The 16,970-nt window shown below is 61.7% G+C and carries 15 protein-coding genes; 11 read left to right on the forward strand and 4 right to left on the reverse strand.

The features are described 5' to 3' along the window. Positions 1–112: 112 nt before the first annotated feature. The 3 genes from OSA81_05775 to OSA81_05785 all read left to right on the forward strand — a co-directional run bounded on the left by OSA81_05775 (position 113) and on the right by OSA81_05785 (position 2,765). The gene (locus OSA81_05775; GenBank protein MDE0898508.1) at positions 113–631 is read left to right on the forward strand and encodes a DinB family protein; all 519 of its coding nucleotides are present in this window, start codon (positions 113–115) and stop codon (positions 629–631) included. A 289-nt stretch (positions 632–920) separates the two neighbouring features. Next, on the forward strand, positions 921–2,093 hold the full coding sequence (locus OSA81_05780; GenBank protein ID MDE0898509.1) for a Na/Pi symporter: 1,173 nt from the start codon (positions 921–923) through the stop codon (positions 2,091–2,093). Between the two features lie 9 nt (positions 2,094–2,102). After that, a complete protein-coding gene (locus OSA81_05785; protein MDE0898510.1) occupies positions 2,103–2,765 on the forward strand; it encodes a hypothetical protein in 663 nt (220 codons plus the stop codon). Positions 2,766–2,782: 17 nt separating this feature from the next. Here OSA81_05785 and OSA81_05790 read toward each other — a convergent pair whose 3' ends face one another. After that, positions 2,783–3,931 (reverse strand): amidohydrolase family protein, encoded by a 1,149-nt coding sequence (locus OSA81_05790; GenBank protein ID MDE0898511.1) that lies wholly within the window; start codon positions 3,929–3,931, stop codon positions 2,783–2,785. 174 nt (positions 3,932–4,105) lie between these two features. Here OSA81_05790 and OSA81_05795 point away from each other — a divergent pair, with 174 nt between their 5' ends. Together OSA81_05795 and OSA81_05800 are read left to right on the forward strand one after the other, a co-directional pair. Next, a complete protein-coding gene (locus tag OSA81_05795; GenBank protein ID MDE0898512.1) occupies positions 4,106–7,444 on the forward strand; it encodes an amidohydrolase family protein in 3,339 nt (1,112 codons plus the stop codon). Next, complete coding sequence (locus tag OSA81_05800; protein ID MDE0898513.1) at positions 7,444–8,637, forward strand: CoA transferase; 1,194 nt, start codon at positions 7,444–7,446, stop codon at positions 8,635–8,637. Before OSA81_05795 ends, OSA81_05800 begins: the two co-directional genes overlap by 1 nt. Before the next feature lie 5 nt (positions 8,638–8,642). On the opposite strand, the gene OSA81_05805 is transcribed toward OSA81_05800, so the two are convergent. Then, positions 8,643–9,599 (reverse strand): SUMF1/EgtB/PvdO family nonheme iron enzyme, encoded by a 957-nt coding sequence (locus OSA81_05805; protein MDE0898514.1) that lies wholly within the window; start codon positions 9,597–9,599, stop codon positions 8,643–8,645. After that, a complete protein-coding gene (locus OSA81_05810; GenBank protein MDE0898515.1) occupies positions 9,572–11,155 on the reverse strand; it encodes a hypothetical protein in 1,584 nt (527 codons plus the stop codon). Before OSA81_05810 ends, OSA81_05805 begins: the two co-directional genes overlap by 28 nt. A gap of 175 nt (positions 11,156–11,330) precedes the next feature. On the opposite strand from OSA81_05810, the gene OSA81_05815 reads away from it, so the two are divergent. Further along, positions 11,331–12,476 (forward strand): hypothetical protein, encoded by a 1,146-nt coding sequence (locus tag OSA81_05815; GenBank protein ID MDE0898516.1) that lies wholly within the window; start codon positions 11,331–11,333, stop codon positions 12,474–12,476. Between the two features lie 34 nt (positions 12,477–12,510). Continuing rightward, on the forward strand, positions 12,511–13,341 hold the full coding sequence (locus OSA81_05820; GenBank protein ID MDE0898517.1) for a hypothetical protein: 831 nt from the start codon (positions 12,511–12,513) through the stop codon (positions 13,339–13,341). Positions 13,342–13,571: 230 nt separating this feature from the next. On the opposite strand, the gene OSA81_05825 is transcribed toward OSA81_05820, so the two are convergent. Then, positions 13,572–14,123, reverse strand: a complete 552-nt coding sequence (locus OSA81_05825) for a hypothetical protein (GenBank protein MDE0898518.1) — start codon at positions 14,121–14,123, stop codon at positions 13,572–13,574. Positions 14,124–14,245: 122 nt separating this feature from the next. Between OSA81_05825 and OSA81_05830 the strand changes: the two genes are divergently transcribed. From OSA81_05830 to OSA81_05845, 4 genes are all read left to right on the forward strand, one after another. Then, positions 14,246–14,383 carry a hypothetical protein gene (locus tag OSA81_05830; protein MDE0898519.1) on the forward strand — a complete coding sequence of 46 codons (138 nt, stop codon included), beginning with the start codon at positions 14,246–14,248 and terminating at the stop codon, positions 14,381–14,383. Between the two features lie 240 nt (positions 14,384–14,623). After that, on the forward strand, positions 14,624–15,781 hold the full coding sequence (locus OSA81_05835; GenBank protein ID MDE0898520.1) for a dipeptidase: 1,158 nt from the start codon (positions 14,624–14,626) through the stop codon (positions 15,779–15,781). Beyond that, positions 15,778–16,308, forward strand: a complete 531-nt coding sequence (locus OSA81_05840) for a DinB family protein (protein MDE0898521.1) — start codon at positions 15,778–15,780, stop codon at positions 16,306–16,308. The genes OSA81_05835 and OSA81_05840 overlap by 4 nt, the downstream gene beginning before the upstream one ends. Continuing rightward, a complete protein-coding gene (locus OSA81_05845; GenBank protein MDE0898522.1) occupies positions 16,305–16,967 on the forward strand; it encodes a pyridoxamine 5'-phosphate oxidase family protein in 663 nt (220 codons plus the stop codon). Before OSA81_05840 ends, OSA81_05845 begins: the two co-directional genes overlap by 4 nt. Positions 16,968–16,970: the final 3 nt, after the last annotated feature.

Genomic DNA, 16,970 nt, shown 5'->3' on the forward strand with positions numbered 1-16,970 from the left:
GAGACCCTGCAACCGCGTGAGAACCAAGTCGTTCTATAATGTTTTTCATCTGTGTCGTACAACATTTTTCCTGCACAATCGCAAGAAGCTTCCCGCCAATCAGGGCCGAGACATGAAGAAAACTTTTGTCGTTGTTGCGTGTGCCATGGCGCTATGGATCCCGATGGCCGCCTCGAGTCAGACGGTTACGTCCACGCTCGAGGGGCTTTTCGAAGTAACGAAGGGCAATATCATAGCCAGCGCTCAAATGCTGGATGAAGACATGTACGCGTTCCGCCCGGTGGATGAAGTCCGCTCGATGGGCGAGATCTTCGCGCACATTGCTGGTGCCCAGTACTCGTTTTGCTCAGCGGCGTCCGGCGAGTCGAGTCCGAACTCGGAGAACTTCGAGGAGACTCGCACTACCAAGGCACAGATTCTTGATGCGCTCGAGGGCGGCTTCGCCTACTGCGATGAGGTGTTCAGCCACACCGTGGATGCGGACGGGGCCAACAGTGTTTCGTTTTTCACTGGCCCGAACACGGTGTTCGGTGTGCTCGCGTTCAACTCGGCACACAACTACGAGCACTACGGCAACCTGGTCACGTACATGCGTCTGAACGGCATCACTCCGCCGTCGTCGATGCAGTAATCGAGGTACTCGGCGCGCGAACCACGCGCCCGGCAGATAGCATTGCGAAAGCGCGGCCCGCCATGATCGGTGGGTCGCGCTTTCGTCATTTCAAATACGACGAGCGCCGCCTAGTCGTCGCCCTCGGCGACACCGAGACGATTGTGGCGAGCCGAGCGGGGTCGCTGGTGAAGGCAGTGATGAAGTGGCCGGACCAGAATGTGCGGTCAGTATTGGCCGATTTTTCTTCCGTGTTTATGTTTTGGCTCTCGTGATCAAGCGTTCACATTTCCCCGCCGAGCGCGCCGAAATGTTCTCCGCTCCACCCGATGTTGAAGTGACGGAAGCTCCATGGCAGGAGCACGCGGTCGTGAGAGCGCTGACCGTCGTCACGTTGCTGTATCTCTTCCTGGTCGGCGTAAACGGACTTGGATCCGGCTTCCGCGCCTTGGGCGAGGGGGTACTTGAGTCGTTCTTCGCTGCGACGGAGAATCCGTTCATCGGACTCATGGTGGGTATCCTCGCGACCACGCTGGTTCAGAGTTCATCGGTGACGACCTCGATGATCGTCGGTCTCGTGGCCGCACCGCTGAATCCGATTCCGATCGCGAACGCCGTGCCAATGATCATGGGTGCGAACATCGGGACCACGGTGACCAACACGCTGGCGTCGATGGCTCACATGGGGCGGAAGGAAGAGTTCCGGCGTGCGTTCGCGGTCGCGACAGTGCACGACTTCTTCAACTATTTCGCGGTTCTCGTGCTGTTGCCGCTCGAGATCATGACGGGTGTTCTGCGAAAAACAGCGACGGCCCTCGCAGGCTTCCTGGGTGGTTTCGGTGGGGCCGACTACGACAGCCCGATCAAGCTTGCGATCAAGGCAGGAGGGGCACCCATCGAGGGCGCCCTCGCGATGTTGCTGCCTTCCGAGCGCTTGGTCGCTGTCGGGTACATTGTGGTCAGCGCGTTGATGATCTTCCTGACGCTCGTGAGCATCGTAAAGGTCATGCGCTCGAGTATGCAGACGAAGATGGAGGCGCTCGTTTCTCGGGCCCTCGCCAAGAGCGCAGTGATCGCGATCATCGTCGGTGCCATCGCCACGGTCATGGTTCAGTCGAGCTCGATCACGACCTCGCTTATGGTGCCCCTCGCCGGCGCCGGGGTGCTTACCCTACGCCAGGCGTTTCCGGTAACCCTGGGTGCGAACCTCGGCACCACGGTCACCGCGCTTCTGGCAGCAATGGCCGTTACCGATACGAACGCACAGGCCGGCCTGACGATCGCCCTCGTGCACCTGCTCTTCAATCTTGCGGGCACGGCGTTGATCTATCCGTTTGAGCCCATTCGCAATATCCCGCTGCGAGCCGCGTCCGGCCTCGCCGATATCGCAGCCGAATCGAAGAGATGGGCCGTCATCTACGTGGTTGGTCTTTTCTACGGTATTCCCGTGTTGTTTGCGGTCCTCAACGAGTTGCTCACATAGGAGTCAGGGATGTTTAAGGAGCTTTTGGGCCTACTCAAGTCGAGCAATGCCATTGCCTTGATGGGCGCGGACTTCAGCAGGATGCTCAAGATCTCGCACGAGATCACGCTCGCGGCGGGTCAAAATTTCTTCAGCGAGGAGGGAGGCGAAGGGCGCGAGGAAATTCGGAAGCGGGACATCGCGATCAACAAGCTGGAGCGTGGAGTTCGCAAGCAGGTGATCGCGCATCTGACGTTGTCGCCGTCACCGGGAGAGGTGCCGTACTGCCTGCTACTCATGAGCATCGTGAAAGACGTCGAGCGGATCGGGGACTATGCGAAGAATCTTGCTGAGGTCCGCGGAGAGGGAGGGGCACCAGTCCCCGCCGATGAGATTGGGACTGAGCTTAGGGACATCCGCCGGATCGTGGAGGGGACCTTTGCCCGGGTCGATGAGGTCTTTGTGTCCTCGGACGCTGAGGTCGCGAATGCACTCATCGAAGAAGGCCGTACCGTGACTCGGCGCTGTGATGCTCTGCTCGGAAAGGTCGCTTGCAGCGACTACGACGCTGCCACGGCGACGTCCGTCGTCCTGGGTGCTCGTTATTACAAGCGGATCGGAGCGCACCTGCTCAACGTGCTGTCCGGCGTGGTGATGCCGCTTCACAAGCTGGACTACCACGACGAGCCATAGCGAAGCCCCCCTCCTGCTCAGTTCGACTCGAAGGCAGACGTCGGCATGTTCGGGATGATCCGGACGGCGTTCTCGTAGTAAAGCGCGCGGAGCGTCTCTTCCGAGAGATCCATCCCATACAGCTTCCAGAAGGCGTGGTAGCCGCGGTAGTAGTCGAAGTACTCGTCCGCGGTCTCGAAGACCCGCCAGTAGTAGGGGTACTCGTCGGGCTGAAACGAGTCCTTACCGAAGAGGATACGGTCGCGATACTTGTCGAAGAACTCACGAGCGAAGCGCGGCTGCCGGCCCAGGTCGTACAGAACGGCACCCACTTCCGCGAGAACGTTTGGGTTTCGGTCGAAAATATCGCCGAGCTGCCCCAGGTCGTGCGTGTGCCATCCCATGTGGGCCAGGATCCACGTGGTGTTGGGGTGCTTCTCCAGCATTCGATTCCGTTCGGCCATGAGGTCGTCGAATGCGGGGAACTGCGCTGGGTCGTTGAAGCGGCGACGCTCGAACAGCGCCATCTCTAGCCAGCGCTCATTGGAGTAGTCGAGAGGCTCAAAGAACTCCGGAGGATCGGCTGTGTGAACGAACACAGGTATTCCGAGACGCCCCGCCGTCTCCCAGACGATTTCCAGCTCCGGGTCATCCATCTCGAGCCGAGCGCCGTCGGCTTTCCGAGTCGTGAGACCAAACCCCTTCTGGATTTCTCCGATGCCAACCGCTCCAGACTCGACATCGCGCTCGAGCTGCGCAGCGATTTGGGCGCCGGATCCGGGTCCGACATCGTTGAGATCGACCGAGGCGAAGAAGACGAACCGATCTGTGTAGCCGGCCATCCGGACCGCTTCGATCTGTGACGTCAGCCGTTCACCCGAGCTGGGCCTCGCCTGAACCATCACACCGATATTCAAGCGATCCATGGCTTCGATGACGCGAGCGATGTTCTCCGGGTTGTCGAGCGTCGGCGGGTGTCCGTGGATGTCCACGACAGGGAACCGCGCACGAGGGATTTCATGCTCCGGCACCACGAGCGTCGACTGCGGTTTATACTCGAGAATGGTCGGGGGAGGAATCGTCGGCTGACGGTCCTGGCCCGGACGCTGCTGTGCATCGCACGCGGTGGGTGTGATAGCGATCACGAGCAGGAGAACAGCTCTTGCTGCGGGAGTGGAGACACGCATGGAAATTCCTGTATAGGTTGGATCGCGCCAAGCTGGGGCGCGCCCGGGGTGCTCTACAGGAGCACCACGTGGCGGCCCTGTCCACACGCGGCGATCTTCTCCGCGCCGTCGCGCGGCGATTTTGGAAGCATCGCCCATTCGAGGGACCAGCAATTCCTTTCAAGGAGTGTCGAAATGAAGAAGCGTGTGCCCGTGTGGGTCGGAATTTTCTTGATCATGGCGGGTCTCGCGACCCCCGCGGTCGTCTCGGCCCAAGATGGTGAAGAAGTCGACGAGGCGACGGAGCTCCTGAAGGAAGGGCTGCCGCTTACTCCAGGCCGCACGCTTTCCGAGACGTTCACCGAGGGATCGTGGATCTCTCTCGATGTGAGCCCTGACGGTCAGACGATCGTCTTCGATCTCCTAGGTGATCTCTACACGATGCCTTTTGCGGGGGGCACCGCGACGTCCCTCACGCAGGGCATGGCCTTTGACGGTCAGCCTCGCTTCAGCCCCGACGGACAAACGGTGGCGTTCATCAGCGATAGGAGTGGCGGCGACGGGTTGTGGACCATTTCTGTCGACAAGGCCGACACGGTCCGGGTCACGAAGGGAAACAACTCGGCCTACCAGTCCCCTGAGTGGACTCCGGACGGTGATTACATCCTTGCCACAAAGCAGAATCCCGGGCAGGGAAAGATGTGGATGTACCACCGGAAGGGGGGTGGGGGAGCGCAGCTGATCGAGGAACCCGAGAACGCTCGGACTACGGGTGCGGCTTTCGGTCCGGATGAGAGGTACATCTGGCATTCTCGCCGGACGGGTACCTGGACCTACAACTCTCCCGGCGCGGACTATCAGCTGTGGGTCTACGATCGCGAGACGGGTGAGAGCTCCTCCCGGTCGGGTCGTTACGGGGGCGCGTTTCGCCCGACCCTGTCACCGGACGGACAATGGCTCGTTTACGGAAGTCGACATGTTTCCGAGACTGGCCTTCGGATCCGCGACATGGAGACCGGCGACGAGCGATGGCTGGCGTTCCCGGTTCAGAGAGACGAGCAGGAATCACGGGCAGCGCGGGACGCGTACCCGGGGATGAGCTTTACGCCCGACTCCCGTGAGGTCGTTGCGTTCTACGGGGGTCACATTTGGCGTGTCCCCCTCGACGGATCTGCGCCGATCGAGATTCCGTTCCGAGTGAATGCCGAGGTGCCGATGGGGCCGGAGGTCGACTTCGACTACCCCATCGAAGACACACCCACGTTCGTTGCCAAGCAGATTCGTGACGTGGCACCATCGCCGGACGGCAAGCGCCTCGCGATCACTGTGATGGGCGATCTCTATGTCACGAACGCACGCGGTGGCGATGTCGTACGGATCGATGACGGCGGATCAATGTCTGCAATGCCCGCATGGTCCCCCGATGGTGAGCGCCTCGTCTTTACGACGTACTCGGACGAGTCTGGTGGACATCTGCACTCTGTCCGCGGGAACGGGAACGACCTGACCCAGCTGACCACGACCGATGCTTTCTATACGCAGGCTGTCTGGTCGCCGGATGGCTCACGGATCCTCGCGATCCGAGGGCCGGGCCGGGCGTACGAAGAGGCGCTGACCCAGGGTGTGCCTCGCGGGGCCGTCGACCTCGTGGCGCTGCCTTCGTCGGGTGGGGATGCGACCGTGATTACATCTGTCGCCGGTCTGGCCAGGCCCCATTTTACCACCGATTCCGACCGGATCTATGCCTTCCAGGGAGGCACGGGCCTGATCTCAATGCGCTGGGATGGCACCGATCGAGAGGAGCACGTACAGGTTCGAGGCGGTACGCCGCCGGGTGGCAGTGGGCCGGGTGCAGCGGCAGGACTGATTCTCATGGCGCCGGTTGGTGACCAGGCGCTGGCCCAGGTCGGAAACCAGCTCTACACGGTGACGGTGCCCCGTGGGCTGGGCGGCGAGGCCCCGACGATCTCTGTCGGAAATCCCGACGACGCGTCTTTTCCTGCCTCGCAGCTGACCGACATCGGGGCCCAGTTTCCCGCCTGGAGCAGCGACGGCGGTTCGGTCCACTGGGCGCTGGGGAACGCCTACTTCGTCTACGATCTCGGCGCGTCGCAGGTGTTCGCGGACAGTGTGGACGCGGCAGACGACTCCGACGGCGAGGGAGACGAAGAGCCGGGGGAAGATGAGACGGACGACGATGACGCGACGTACAGACCCACGGAGGCTCGCATCCGCATCGAGGTGGAGCGGGATATCCCGTCTGGTGTCATCGCGCTGACCGGCGCGCGGATCATCACGATGAATGGCGATGAGATCTTCGAGCGCGGCGACATCGTGATTCGGGACAATCGAATCGAGGCAGTCGGGCCTTCAGGGAGTATCACTATCCCCGGTGGTGCCGAGACGATGGACATGGCAGGAGCGACCATCGTTCCGGGGTTCGTAGATACCCACGCGCATCTACGGGCGTCCTTCAACGTCCATCGGGCGCAGCCATGGTCCTACGCAGCGAATCTGGCCTACGGCGTGACCACTGCCCGCGATCCCCAGACCGGGTCGAGTGACGTCCTTTCCTATGAGGACATGATTCGAGCCGGGACCATGCTTGGACCGCGCATCTACAGCACTGGTCAGGGCGTGTTCTCCGGTGAGCTGATCGGGAGCCTCGACGAGGCACGTGACGTGCTCAGTCGCTACTCCGACTATTTCGACACGAAGACGATCAAGATGTACGGCGCTGGCAATCGGGAGGTGCGGCAATGGATCATCCAGGCTGCCCGCGAGCTCGAGCTGATGCCGACGACCGAGGGAAGTCTCGACCTTCGTCTCAACATGACGATGGCCCAGGATGGGTACTCGGGGACCGAGCACAATCTGCCGGGAGTCCCGCTGTTCAACGACGTCACGCAGCTGGTTGCTCAGTCGAACATGGCTACGACGCCGACGATCGTCGTGACCTACGGCGGACCGTGGGGCGAGAACTACTTCTACACGACGACCGACGTACTGAGAGATCAGAAGCTGGCGACCTTCACCCCGTTCGAAGAGATCTACTCGAAGGCGGCGCGCAGGGCCGGTGGGCCGGGGTGGTTCGATGAGAGCCAGTACATCCATAAGGAGATCTCCGACTTCATCGATGACGTGGTAGAGGCAGGTGGGCGGGCCGGCGTCGGGAGTCACGGGCAGCTACAGGGGCTCGGCTATCATTGGGAGCTCTGGCTGGTGGGTTCGTCGGACAGAATGACGAACCACGAGGCCCTTCAGATCGCAACGATCATCGGAGCCGATGCGTTGGGCCTCGACAACGACGTCGGGTCCCTCGAAGTCGGAAAAATGGCGGACCTCGTCGTGCTCGACAGGAATCCACTCAATGATCTGCGGAACACGAACACGGTCCGCTTCGTCATGAAGAATGGGCGTCTCTTTGAGGGTGATTCTCTCGCTGAGCGCTGGCCGGAACAGGGCCCCGCCGCGGGCCTGTACTGGCAGAATGACGGAGCTATGCCGACTCGTACGACCGGTGGCAACGACTGATGAAGCCACTCGCCGGCGTCCGTGTCTGTGACGTCACCCAGAACCTCGCTGGCCCGTTCTGTGCGCAGATCCTTGCAGATCTGGGCGCGACGGTGATAAAGGTCGAGCCGCCGGGCGGCGATCTGGGGAGGACCTGGGGGCCGCCGTTCTGGGGAGGGGATAGCACGCTCTTTTTAAGTGCTAATCGAGGCAAGCGCAGCATCATTCTCGACCTCAAGCAGTCGGAGGGCATGGCTGTCCTGGGGAGACTCGCCGAGAGTTGCGATGTCTTCGTCCAGGCTTCACGCCCCCAAACGGCTGAACGACTGGGCATCGACTACGCGTCGGTCCGAGCGTGGCGCGAGGACGTGATCCATCTGTCGATCAGCGCGTATGGTCAGGACGGCCCGATGAGCGAACAGCCTGGCTATGACCCGCTCATGCAGGCGTATGCAGGGATTATTTCGGTCACCGGGCAGCCGGGCGGCCCTCCGACCCGGGTCGGTGGGTCGGTGGTCGACTTTGGGACGGGCATGTGGGGAGCGATCGCCGTCTTGGCAGCACTGCGCGAACGGGATGCGACGGGGCAGGGGGCCTCGGTTGAGGCGTCGCTCATGGACACGTCACTTGCCTGGGTCTCCTATCACATGATGGGCTATCTCGCGACCGGCGAGGTCCCAGGACCCATGGGTTCCAGCCTAGGTGCGATTGCGCCGTATCGTGCCTTCCAGACGACAGATGGACATGTGATGATCGCGTCGGGGAATGACCCAATCTTCGGACGACTCTGCCTGGCGCTGGATCTGCCGGACCTTGCAGCTGACAAGCGTTTCACGTCGAATCCTCGGCGAGTCGAGTCTCGCGAAGTACTCGACCCGCTTGTTGAGGCTCGCACACGAGCCTACTCGACCGAAGAACTGCTCTCGTTGCTGCGCGAGCACTCCGTACCAGCGTCTGCGATTCAGTCGATCGCCGATGTGGTGGAAGACGAGCAGGTCCTGGCGGCAGGAATGGTGCCCATTGTGCCAAACGAGCGAGCCGAGGGGTATCGAGATGTCTCTCTTCCTGTGCGCCTCAACGACGAGCGCCCGAGAGGCGAACATCCGCCGCCACGGTCAGGTGAGCACACGAATGAGGTGCTAGCTGAGCTTGGCTTCACTACTGACGAGGTCGAGCGTCTCCGCGCCGATGGTGCCGTAGAAGCTGCGGGGTAGCGGAGTCATGGCCCTGGAACGAGAGCGATCCGGAAGCCGATAAATGGTCGGCGCGCTCCCGGGTCTGCACCGCCTCGGTTCGCCGCGCGGATGTGCTGCTCAGGGTCTCCGAACGATCCGCCCCGCATGACCCATAGTGCCTCCGCCCCGAGGGCCGCCCCGTCGTCACTCGTCGTGAACGGATACGCTTGATACGGACTGCGAGTCCACTCCCAGACGTTACCAGCGAGATCTGAGATCGGATAAGCGCACTCCGGGCACGGGAACGTCCCTACGCGCGCTGTGCTTCTCGTCCGGAACTGGGCTCGATCTGCCCGTGGCTCGCTGCCCCACGGGAAGATCCTCGCGTCCGTGCCCCGGGCGGCCTTCTCCCATTGCGCCTCATCGGGGAGATCGACTCGCCAGCCCTCTCCCAGCAGTCGCGTGAGCGGCTCGGGCACGCCGCTCGAAGCCCGCAGTGCCTGGTCGAGCCATCGTGCGTAGGCCACGGCGTCCGTCCACGAGACGTTTGTCACCGGATAGTCTGGTGAGACCCGAAGCGCCGCCGGGTCGACAACCGTGTGTCCTGAAGCCTGGACGAAGGCACGATACTGGGCTCCCGTGACCTCGAAGCGGGCAACGTAGTACGTCGGGAGGTGCACGATTCCCTGGACTCTGCCTTCGCCCCACCACTCGACGTCGAAGGCGAGCGAGTCGACTCCTGGATGGCTTCCCATTGTAAATGTGCCTTCGGGAATCGCGACGAAGCCGGCCAGATCGTCCGCCGGGAGATGCCACAGGTCAGCCCGGAAGCCGTCCCGGACATCGGCACTCGCATTGGAGGGCGCGACGGTTGCCCTCTCCTTGTCACTGGCTTCGGGAGCCAACTGAAGGGCGGTCCACGTGGCCCCGACAAGCAGTGCCGCCGCCGCCCCAACTCCCAACTGCGACTGGTTCACGGGGCGCCCGAGGTCGCATTGCATGCGAATGTCCACCCGTGGCTGCACGCTTTTACGTAGAGATCACCGTCGGACACCTCCATGAGGTTCAGCCCCCCCTCACGAAGGAGGAGCCGTAGATCCAGAGGTCGAGGAGACGCGGTGAGTTTCTCGACTGGTTCGAGAAGGTTGAGACACCCCGGTTGGAAGCGCAGCTCACATGCGCGGGCGAAATATTTGCTACCCAGCGCTGCGTCGGTCGCCGTCATGCCCCCATTGGAATAGTGGACACCGAGCTCGTTGCAGGCCCAGGCCGAATTGTCTCCGCAGTAGCTCGCCTCGATCTGAAGCAAGCGGTGGCACGCGTTGGGCTTCCCGTCTGCGCACGCTGTCTGCCAGAAAGGCAGCTGGTCCCCCGGGTGGGTGCCGTCTGCCTTCCCGCTCATCGCCATGACTCCGAAAAAGGCGATCCATATCCCGATGTGGGCCAGGTTCAGCTTCCGCAGGTGGGCGGGGTCTCCTCCGAATCCGACGAGGCCCGGGATTCTGATCCCGCGCCTATCGATGGACCGTACCGCCATGTCGATACCCCGCACGCTCAGGTTCAGCAGCGGGACGCACAGGAGCTTGTCGTAAAACGTCGGAGCCCCCGCGCTCGCGAGAACGGTGTACAGGGCGAAAACGCCAACACCATAGAGCGCGCCGAACACCGTCTTACCGAGCGGGGTTCGTGGCGACGTAGATGGGTCCGTGATCAGCAGGTGCAGCCCAAGAAAGACCGCGGCCGGAATCTCCGAATCGACGAAATACGGCACTCCGGCCCAGGCCGAGTAGGCCGCACTCAGCCCGAACAGCACGGCTGCGGCTGTGCCTGCCACGAGCGTGATCGAGAAGAAGTACATGACCACGAGGCCCATCATGAACAAAAATGTGTAGATATCCGGGGCTAGGGTCAGCGTCGATGCGATCTCTTGCCCCCAAGTGAGATCCGTCGTCCCGGTCGCGATCAGGGCCAGGGAAAACAGGCCCAGCGCGAAGGCTGATGGGTTGAAGATGTGGACCCGCCGGTCATCCCGAGTCCACTGCACGAATTCCTTTCCGAGGAATCCGACCGCAATCATCAGAAACTGCAGGTAAAACCAGTCGTCCTTGAACCACAGGAAGAGATTGATGCTCAGGATGATCGGGAATGGACCAAATCCGAGGGAGTAGCGCCGACCTCGAAGCCACGTGAGCACTATGTCGAAGCCGTAGGCGAACGTGAGCTGCGCCGCGATTAGCAGAGACATGTCGTACACGGGTCGCCAGTGCCAGCCCCAGTAGGTGAGCACCGCGACCTGAACGGCCGCCTGGATGTAGTGCTGCGATCGAAGCACTACATCAATGCCTGGCCTGGTCCCCGTCGTGTGCCCACGCACCAGCATTGCCGCCTGACCGAGAAGCAGAAGCGCGGCCGCGACATAGAACGACGCCAAGAGCGTGTCGTTACTCTGTACTCTCGCGGTGAGCGTGAGAAGCCCCAGAAGGACAGCCGCGATGGTCGGCCCCCATATGCCGACTGGGACTGAATCTCTTGCGGGAGGTTGTGTGTCTGACGACATCGGGCCGAGTCGAGCGGTACCGGGGGACCCACGGAGCGCGCGGGTGGACGGCGGAGAAGCTAGGTGAGGGGGCAGTGCCGAGAAAGCGTACGCGCGCGCGGTCGGCCATGTCGGACTTTCGGGCTCATCCGTACTTTGGTGTTCGCCTCATGGGATCAAACGGAGAAGCAGACGGATGAAGGTACGGCAAAGTTTTTCAGCTCTGGTGCTCGCCATCGGGGCGGCAACAGTGCTCGGCGCATGCTCCTCGGACTCAACACCGAGCGACTCCGGTGCGATGGCCTCGTCGGGCGGAGTCCCGACCTTTGCAGTAGATCCGTCGTGGCCGTTGGAGATGCCGAACGACTGGATTATGGGTGCTGTCACTGCGGTCTTCGTGGATGCGCAAGATCATGTCTGGGTCACGCATCTCCCCGAGACACTCACCCCTGAAGAGTTGTCAGCGGTGCAGGATCCGCCGATGGGTCTGTGCTGCCGACCCGCGCCCGTCGTTGTAGAGTTCGACCAGGATGGGAACGTCGTCCAGGGCTGGGGAGACCCGGCCACCCAAGACGTATCGGAGTTCCCCAGAAATGCCCACGGTCTCTTCGTCGACCACAATGACAACGTCTGGGTTGGCACCTATCGCCATCATCGGGTCATGAAGTTCACTCGCGATGGCGAGCTGCTCATGCAGATCGGGGAGTACGACGAGACCGGCGGCAGCAATGATCCTGATCTCCTCGGGGGGCCCGCAGGTATCTGGGTCGATCCTAACACGAACGAAGTCTTCATCGGAGACGGATACAGAAACCGGCGGGTCGTGGTCTATGACGCGGACACCGGTGAGTACAAGCGGCATTGGGGCGCGTACGGAGAAACCCCGGTTGACGACTACTCCTACGACTTCGGTGGAGCCGACCACGAGGCATCACCTCCCGAGCAGTTCTCCACGGTCCACGGGCTGACTGGCTCGAACGATGGGCTGATCTATGTCGCCGACCGACGAGGGAACCGGATCCAGGTCTTCCAGCAGAGTGGCGAGTTCGTCGCAGAGAAGATCATCGAGTCGAGCACCCTCGCCTCGGGGTCTGCGTTCGTAATTGCGCTCTCCCCCGATGCTGAACAGGAGTGGCTCTACCTGGCGGACGGCACCAACCACAAGGTCTGGGTCCTGCGGCGCTCGGACCTCGAAGTCGTTGGAGACTTCGGTCGTGGCGGCCGGCAGGTTGGGCAGTTCCTCCGGCCTCATGGCATGGGCATCGACTCGCACGGTAACCTTTACGTGGGCGAGGCCTCGACGGGACGCCGGGTGCAGAAATTCTCGGTGTCCGGTGGCTAGGGCTGGGCTGAGCCGAGCGACGCCGGAGCGACGCATGAGCAGAGCAATCAAGGTCCTGCTGGCGATTGGTGTCGTACTTGTGACGGCGCCACCGGCATCCGCTCAGTCGGCTGCCGACGTCGTTAATCGCATGATGACGGAGTACGCACGTCGCGCGGAGAACGTCGAGAACTACACCCTCGTTCAGGACGCGATGGGCTTCGAGACCGTGTCCTACTTCGTGAAGGAGGTCGACAACGGTCGTCCCGTATTTCGACTCCAGCGTACGTCCGCGAGCGGCATGGACATGGGTGGCAGCCCGGGCGAAGGCAGTCTCGATGAGATCTACTCGATGGGCGAGGAGCTTGCAGAGCGCGCAGCCTATCTCGGCGTTAGCAACGTCGACGACTACGACGTCCACGTGTTGGAGATCTCGGACTTCACCGGCATGGGTTTCGGCCAGAACGTGACGCCGGACTCGGAATTTACACCGACCAGTGGCATGATCTATTTGGATGTGGACACCTATGCCCCTCGCCGGCTTGAGTTCGACGGCGAGATGGCGAACGAGGATGGCGTGCATCCAGTTACGAGCACTGTAGATATGGGTGACTACCGCGAAGTCGAGAGCATGCTCGTTGCGTACCGGACCGTGGTTAGCATCGAAGGACTAGGCGCAGCGATCGATCCAGAGACTCGGGCTCAGTTCGAAGAGATGCAGAGAGAGCTGGAGAACATGCCTCCAGCCCAGCGCCAGATGGTCGAGTCGATGATGGCGGACCAGCTGGAGCAATTCCGAGCCATGATGGAGGGAGAGGACACGCCGATAACCGTCCAGATGCTTGTGCGTGAAGTCAGGGTCAACGAGGGGCCACCCTCGAACTGACGGACGCCTAGCGCGACCGAGGTCTGCGACGAGTTCCTTCAATGCCGCCTCTAGCGCGAAGATCGAAGTTTTCGGTGCCGGATACTGCTGTCGTGCGGCCTCGATCCGCCCTCTCGCGTGCGGTGACCTCCAGGTGCTCGGCTCGTCCACGCGCACCCTCGGCACCGAACACGCCTAGCGCTCCCTTGATCGTATCGGCTGCTCGCTCCAGCGCATTCGCGTCATCTGCTTCAGCGCAGAATCAAAGGCCCGCTCGCGGTCCCCGAGGTGGGACAATGTCCGCCGCCGCTCAACGCAGCACCGATACTGCTGAGGAGGCCCCCGATACCGCCGCCATCTTTCTCTTCTGCGAACTCACCACCGTACTTGAACATCGCCATCATGGCGGCGGTCTGAGAGACAGGCCGAAGGTCACGGAAGGTCACGACGGGTCGACTGGTCTGAGGTGTGGACACGACCATGGTTGCGGGCCTCAGGTCCGAGAGCATCTCGGCGAGCGAAGCCTCCGAGGGTGCATCCGCAGGTGCAACAGCTCCGGTGGCGACTGCGGTCGACATGGCGGAGGTCGTTTCCGTCGTCGGCGTTGGGTCCACGAGTTCGATCAACTCGATGGCCTCGAAGTCGTTCTGAGCGATTCGATCCGCCTCGTCTTCTCCTGCGCCCGGATCCGCACCCGGCATGGTGAGAATCGAAAGAGCGAGAACGTGGGCCGATACTGAAACCCCGATTCCACCCCAGAACGCGCGCCGGTGGACCGTATTCCTCCGAGCTTTGTCGATCAAAAGTGCCTCCAGGCTCACACATCCCAGGTACCGCGGACCGATCGGCCGTCCGTGTCTATGAAGACGTCAGTTCTCGGCGAAGTTGCACGCCGCGCCAACCGTACTTATGCAAGTAACGCTAGTTGGACTCTGTTCGCCACTGCCCAATTCTGTTCTTTATCGAGGACGTCATTCTCGTGACCGAGGATGGCTTTGAGAACCTTTCGATCAATGCGCCTCGCACGGTCGAGGAGATCGAACGCATCATGGGAGTTCGCTGACGGACTTTCTCCTGTCGATCTCCGGCATTCTCAGCGTTCTGGTGCCAGTCACTGGATTGACGGCCATTCTGCCAATGCGCTTTGGCGGCAAGCCGTTCATCTAGACACTGTTCGCGGTGACGCGGGAAGATCGAGCGGACTGAGTCGCGAGGTCATCTTGCCGATGACAGCCGGCCGCGGCGATCCTTGGGGCTGATCGCGCGTCATCCGATGCGCTTGGACACTCTGGCACCTGAGATCATGAATCGAGCATCCCTGAGCACTTTTCTTGTCCTCGCCATCTTCGCAGCCCCGGTCGCCGCGCAGGACACGCACATGCAGAAGGCGCTGCGCGTACTCTCGACGACTCCGCTGATCGACGGCCACAATGATCTTCCGTGGGCAATCCGCAACAGCGAACTCGCCCCACATGATGTCGCGGCGGACGGGCACAATCTCCGCGAGACGACACCGTTTCACACGGATATCGATCGGCTCCGTGCCGGTCGCGTCGGCGGGCAGTTCTGGTCCGTCTATATCCCGTTTGAAGCTTCCGAAGAGGGCGCGGCCAAGGTCCAGCTCGAACAGATCGATATCGGGCTCCAGATCATCGACCGATATCCTGACGCATTTGAGCTCGCTCTGACTGCGTCGGATCTCGAGAGTGCATTCGGGCGCGGTCGGATTGCTTCGATGCTGGGAATGGAAGGCGGCCACGCGATCGAAAATTCACTCGGGTCGCTCCGGGCGTACTACGCGATGGGTGTCCGGTACATGACTCTGACGCACAACGGCACGCTCGACTGGGCCGATGCGTGTTGTGATGAGGCGAGGCACGGCGGTCTCAGTGAATTCGGTAAAGAGGTTGTGCGAGAGATGAATCGAATGGGCATGCTCGTCGATATTTCGCACACGTCACCCAAAACGATGAACGACGTCCTCGATGTTGCCGAGGCCCCTGTAATCTGGTCGCACGCTTCCGCTCGAGGCGTGCATGAGCATGCGCGGAACGTTCCGGATCAGGTGCTGCGCCGACTTCCTGAAAATGGCGGTGTCGTCATGATCACCTTCGTACCGCAGTTCCTCACGTCGAACGACCAAGCGACCATCGGGGATGTTGCAGACCACATCGAGCACGTCGTGAATCTCGCCGGCATCGATCATGTCGGCCTCGGATCCGACTACGATGGCATCGAGTCGACACCGGTCGGGCTCGAGGACGTATCGAAATTTCCTGTGCTCCTTGCCGAGCTGTCGCGCCGTGGCTGGAGTGAAGAGGACATGGCCAAAGTGGCTGGCGAAAACGTCCTGCGTGCGTGGCGTGAGGCTGAGACGGCGGCGCGGTTGCTTCAGCGTCAGCGGTCCCCTTCGACGAAGACCATCCAGGAGCTCGATGGCACGATCGGGCAAGATCGTTGAGCGCTCTGCGGTGTCCAGCCGACACCGAATACCCAGAATATTACCGGCCCTATGTCGACCTCGTCCCCAATAGTGACGTTCTAATGACGCTCCAGGAGCAACTCGGCGAGACGCTCGCAGCGCTCCAGGGTCTCTCCGAGGCTCAGGAGACCACGCCCTACGCTTCCGGAAAGTGGAATCTCCGCGAAGTAGTCGGCCACCTGATCGATACGGAGCGCGTGTTCGCATTTCGGTCACTCGCCATGGCTCGCTCGAAGGGCACAGATCTGCCGAGCATGGATCAAGACGAATGGGTCGCGTCGTCGGGGGCAGGACAGCACCCGCTGGACGATCTGACGGCCGATTGGGCGGCGCTGCGCCACGCCAACGTTCACATGTTTTCGACGATGTCCGCCGCCGCCGGAGCGCAAAGTGGACGAGCTTCGGGCTTCGAGTTCACCGTGCGCAGCTTCCCCTGGATTATCGCTGGACACGAGCTGTGGCACCGTGGCCTGATTGAGCGGGATTATCTGGGAGAAGCTGAGTGAGCAACGAAGTGGAAACGGGTGGGGAACGGGACGCGATCGTCGAAGCGATTCCCCCAAAGGTCGGTGCGAACAATGCGGGCACCGACGACCCGCGCAGCAAGATCCGACGCCGTGACCGAGGGAAAGAAGATGGATGGGTCCGAGACCTGATGCTTCACGCTCCGTGGGGCTTCATGGCGACTGTAGGGGATGAGGGGCAGCCGTCCCTAAACTCGAATCTGTTCGTGTATGACGACCAGAAGCACTGTATCTATCTCCATACGCATCGCACGGGTCGCACCCGAAAGAACATGGAAGTGACTGACCGTGTTGCGTTCAGCGTGGCTGCGATGGGGCGACTGTTGCCTGCCGACGAGGCGCTCGAGTTCAGCGTCGAGTACTGCGGCGTGAATGTTTTTGGGCGGGGCTATGTTGTGGAAGACATTGTCGAGTGCAAGACGGCCTTGCAGGCACTGCTCGATAAGTATGCTCCGCACCTGGCGCCGGATCGGGACTATAGGTCGACGACAGACGACGAGCTGCGGCGGACTGCGGTCTACCGTATCGAAATTGAGACGTGGAGCGGCAAGCAGAAGGAAGCTGAGATCGACTTTCCAGGCGCGTTCGAGGTGAAGGAGCTCTCGGTACCGTTTCCGGGTCGCTCAGACGCACCGGAGTGAGTG

The sequence above is a fragment of the Longimicrobiales bacterium genome (genome assembly GCA_028823235.1).
In the GTDB taxonomy this organism is placed as follows: Bacteria; Gemmatimonadota; Gemmatimonadetes; order Longimicrobiales; family Gaopeijiaceae; genus UBA2589.

Bases quoted from the DNA above. Each gene is read 5' to 3' on its own strand.
- OSA81_05775 (MDE0898508.1), top strand. From the start codon at position 113: ATGAAGAAAACTTTTGTCGTTGTTGCGTGTGCCATGGCGCTATGGATC.
- OSA81_05780 (MDE0898509.1), top strand. From the start codon at position 921: ATGTTCTCCGCTCCACCCGATGTTGAAGTGACGGAAGCTCCATGGCAG.
- OSA81_05785 (MDE0898510.1), top strand. From the start codon at position 2,103: ATGTTTAAGGAGCTTTTGGGCCTACTCAAGTCGAGCAATGCCATTGCC.
- OSA81_05790 (MDE0898511.1), bottom strand. From the start codon at position 3,931: ATGCGTGTCTCCACTCCCGCAGCAAGAGCTGTTCTCCTGCTCGTGATC.
- OSA81_05795 (MDE0898512.1), top strand. From the start codon at position 4,106: ATGAAGAAGCGTGTGCCCGTGTGGGTCGGAATTTTCTTGATCATGGCG.
- OSA81_05800 (MDE0898513.1), top strand. From the start codon at position 7,444: ATGAAGCCACTCGCCGGCGTCCGTGTCTGTGACGTCACCCAGAACCTC.
- OSA81_05805 (MDE0898514.1), bottom strand. From the start codon at position 9,599: ATGCAATGCGACCTCGGGCGCCCCGTGAACCAGTCGCAGTTGGGAGTT.
- OSA81_05810 (MDE0898515.1), bottom strand. From the start codon at position 11,155: ATGTCGTCAGACACACAACCTCCCGCAAGAGATTCAGTCCCAGTCGGC.
- OSA81_05815 (MDE0898516.1), top strand. From the start codon at position 11,331: ATGAAGGTACGGCAAAGTTTTTCAGCTCTGGTGCTCGCCATCGGGGCG.
- OSA81_05820 (MDE0898517.1), top strand. From the start codon at position 12,511: ATGAGCAGAGCAATCAAGGTCCTGCTGGCGATTGGTGTCGTACTTGTG.
- OSA81_05835 (MDE0898520.1), top strand. From the start codon at position 14,624: ATGAATCGAGCATCCCTGAGCACTTTTCTTGTCCTCGCCATCTTCGCA.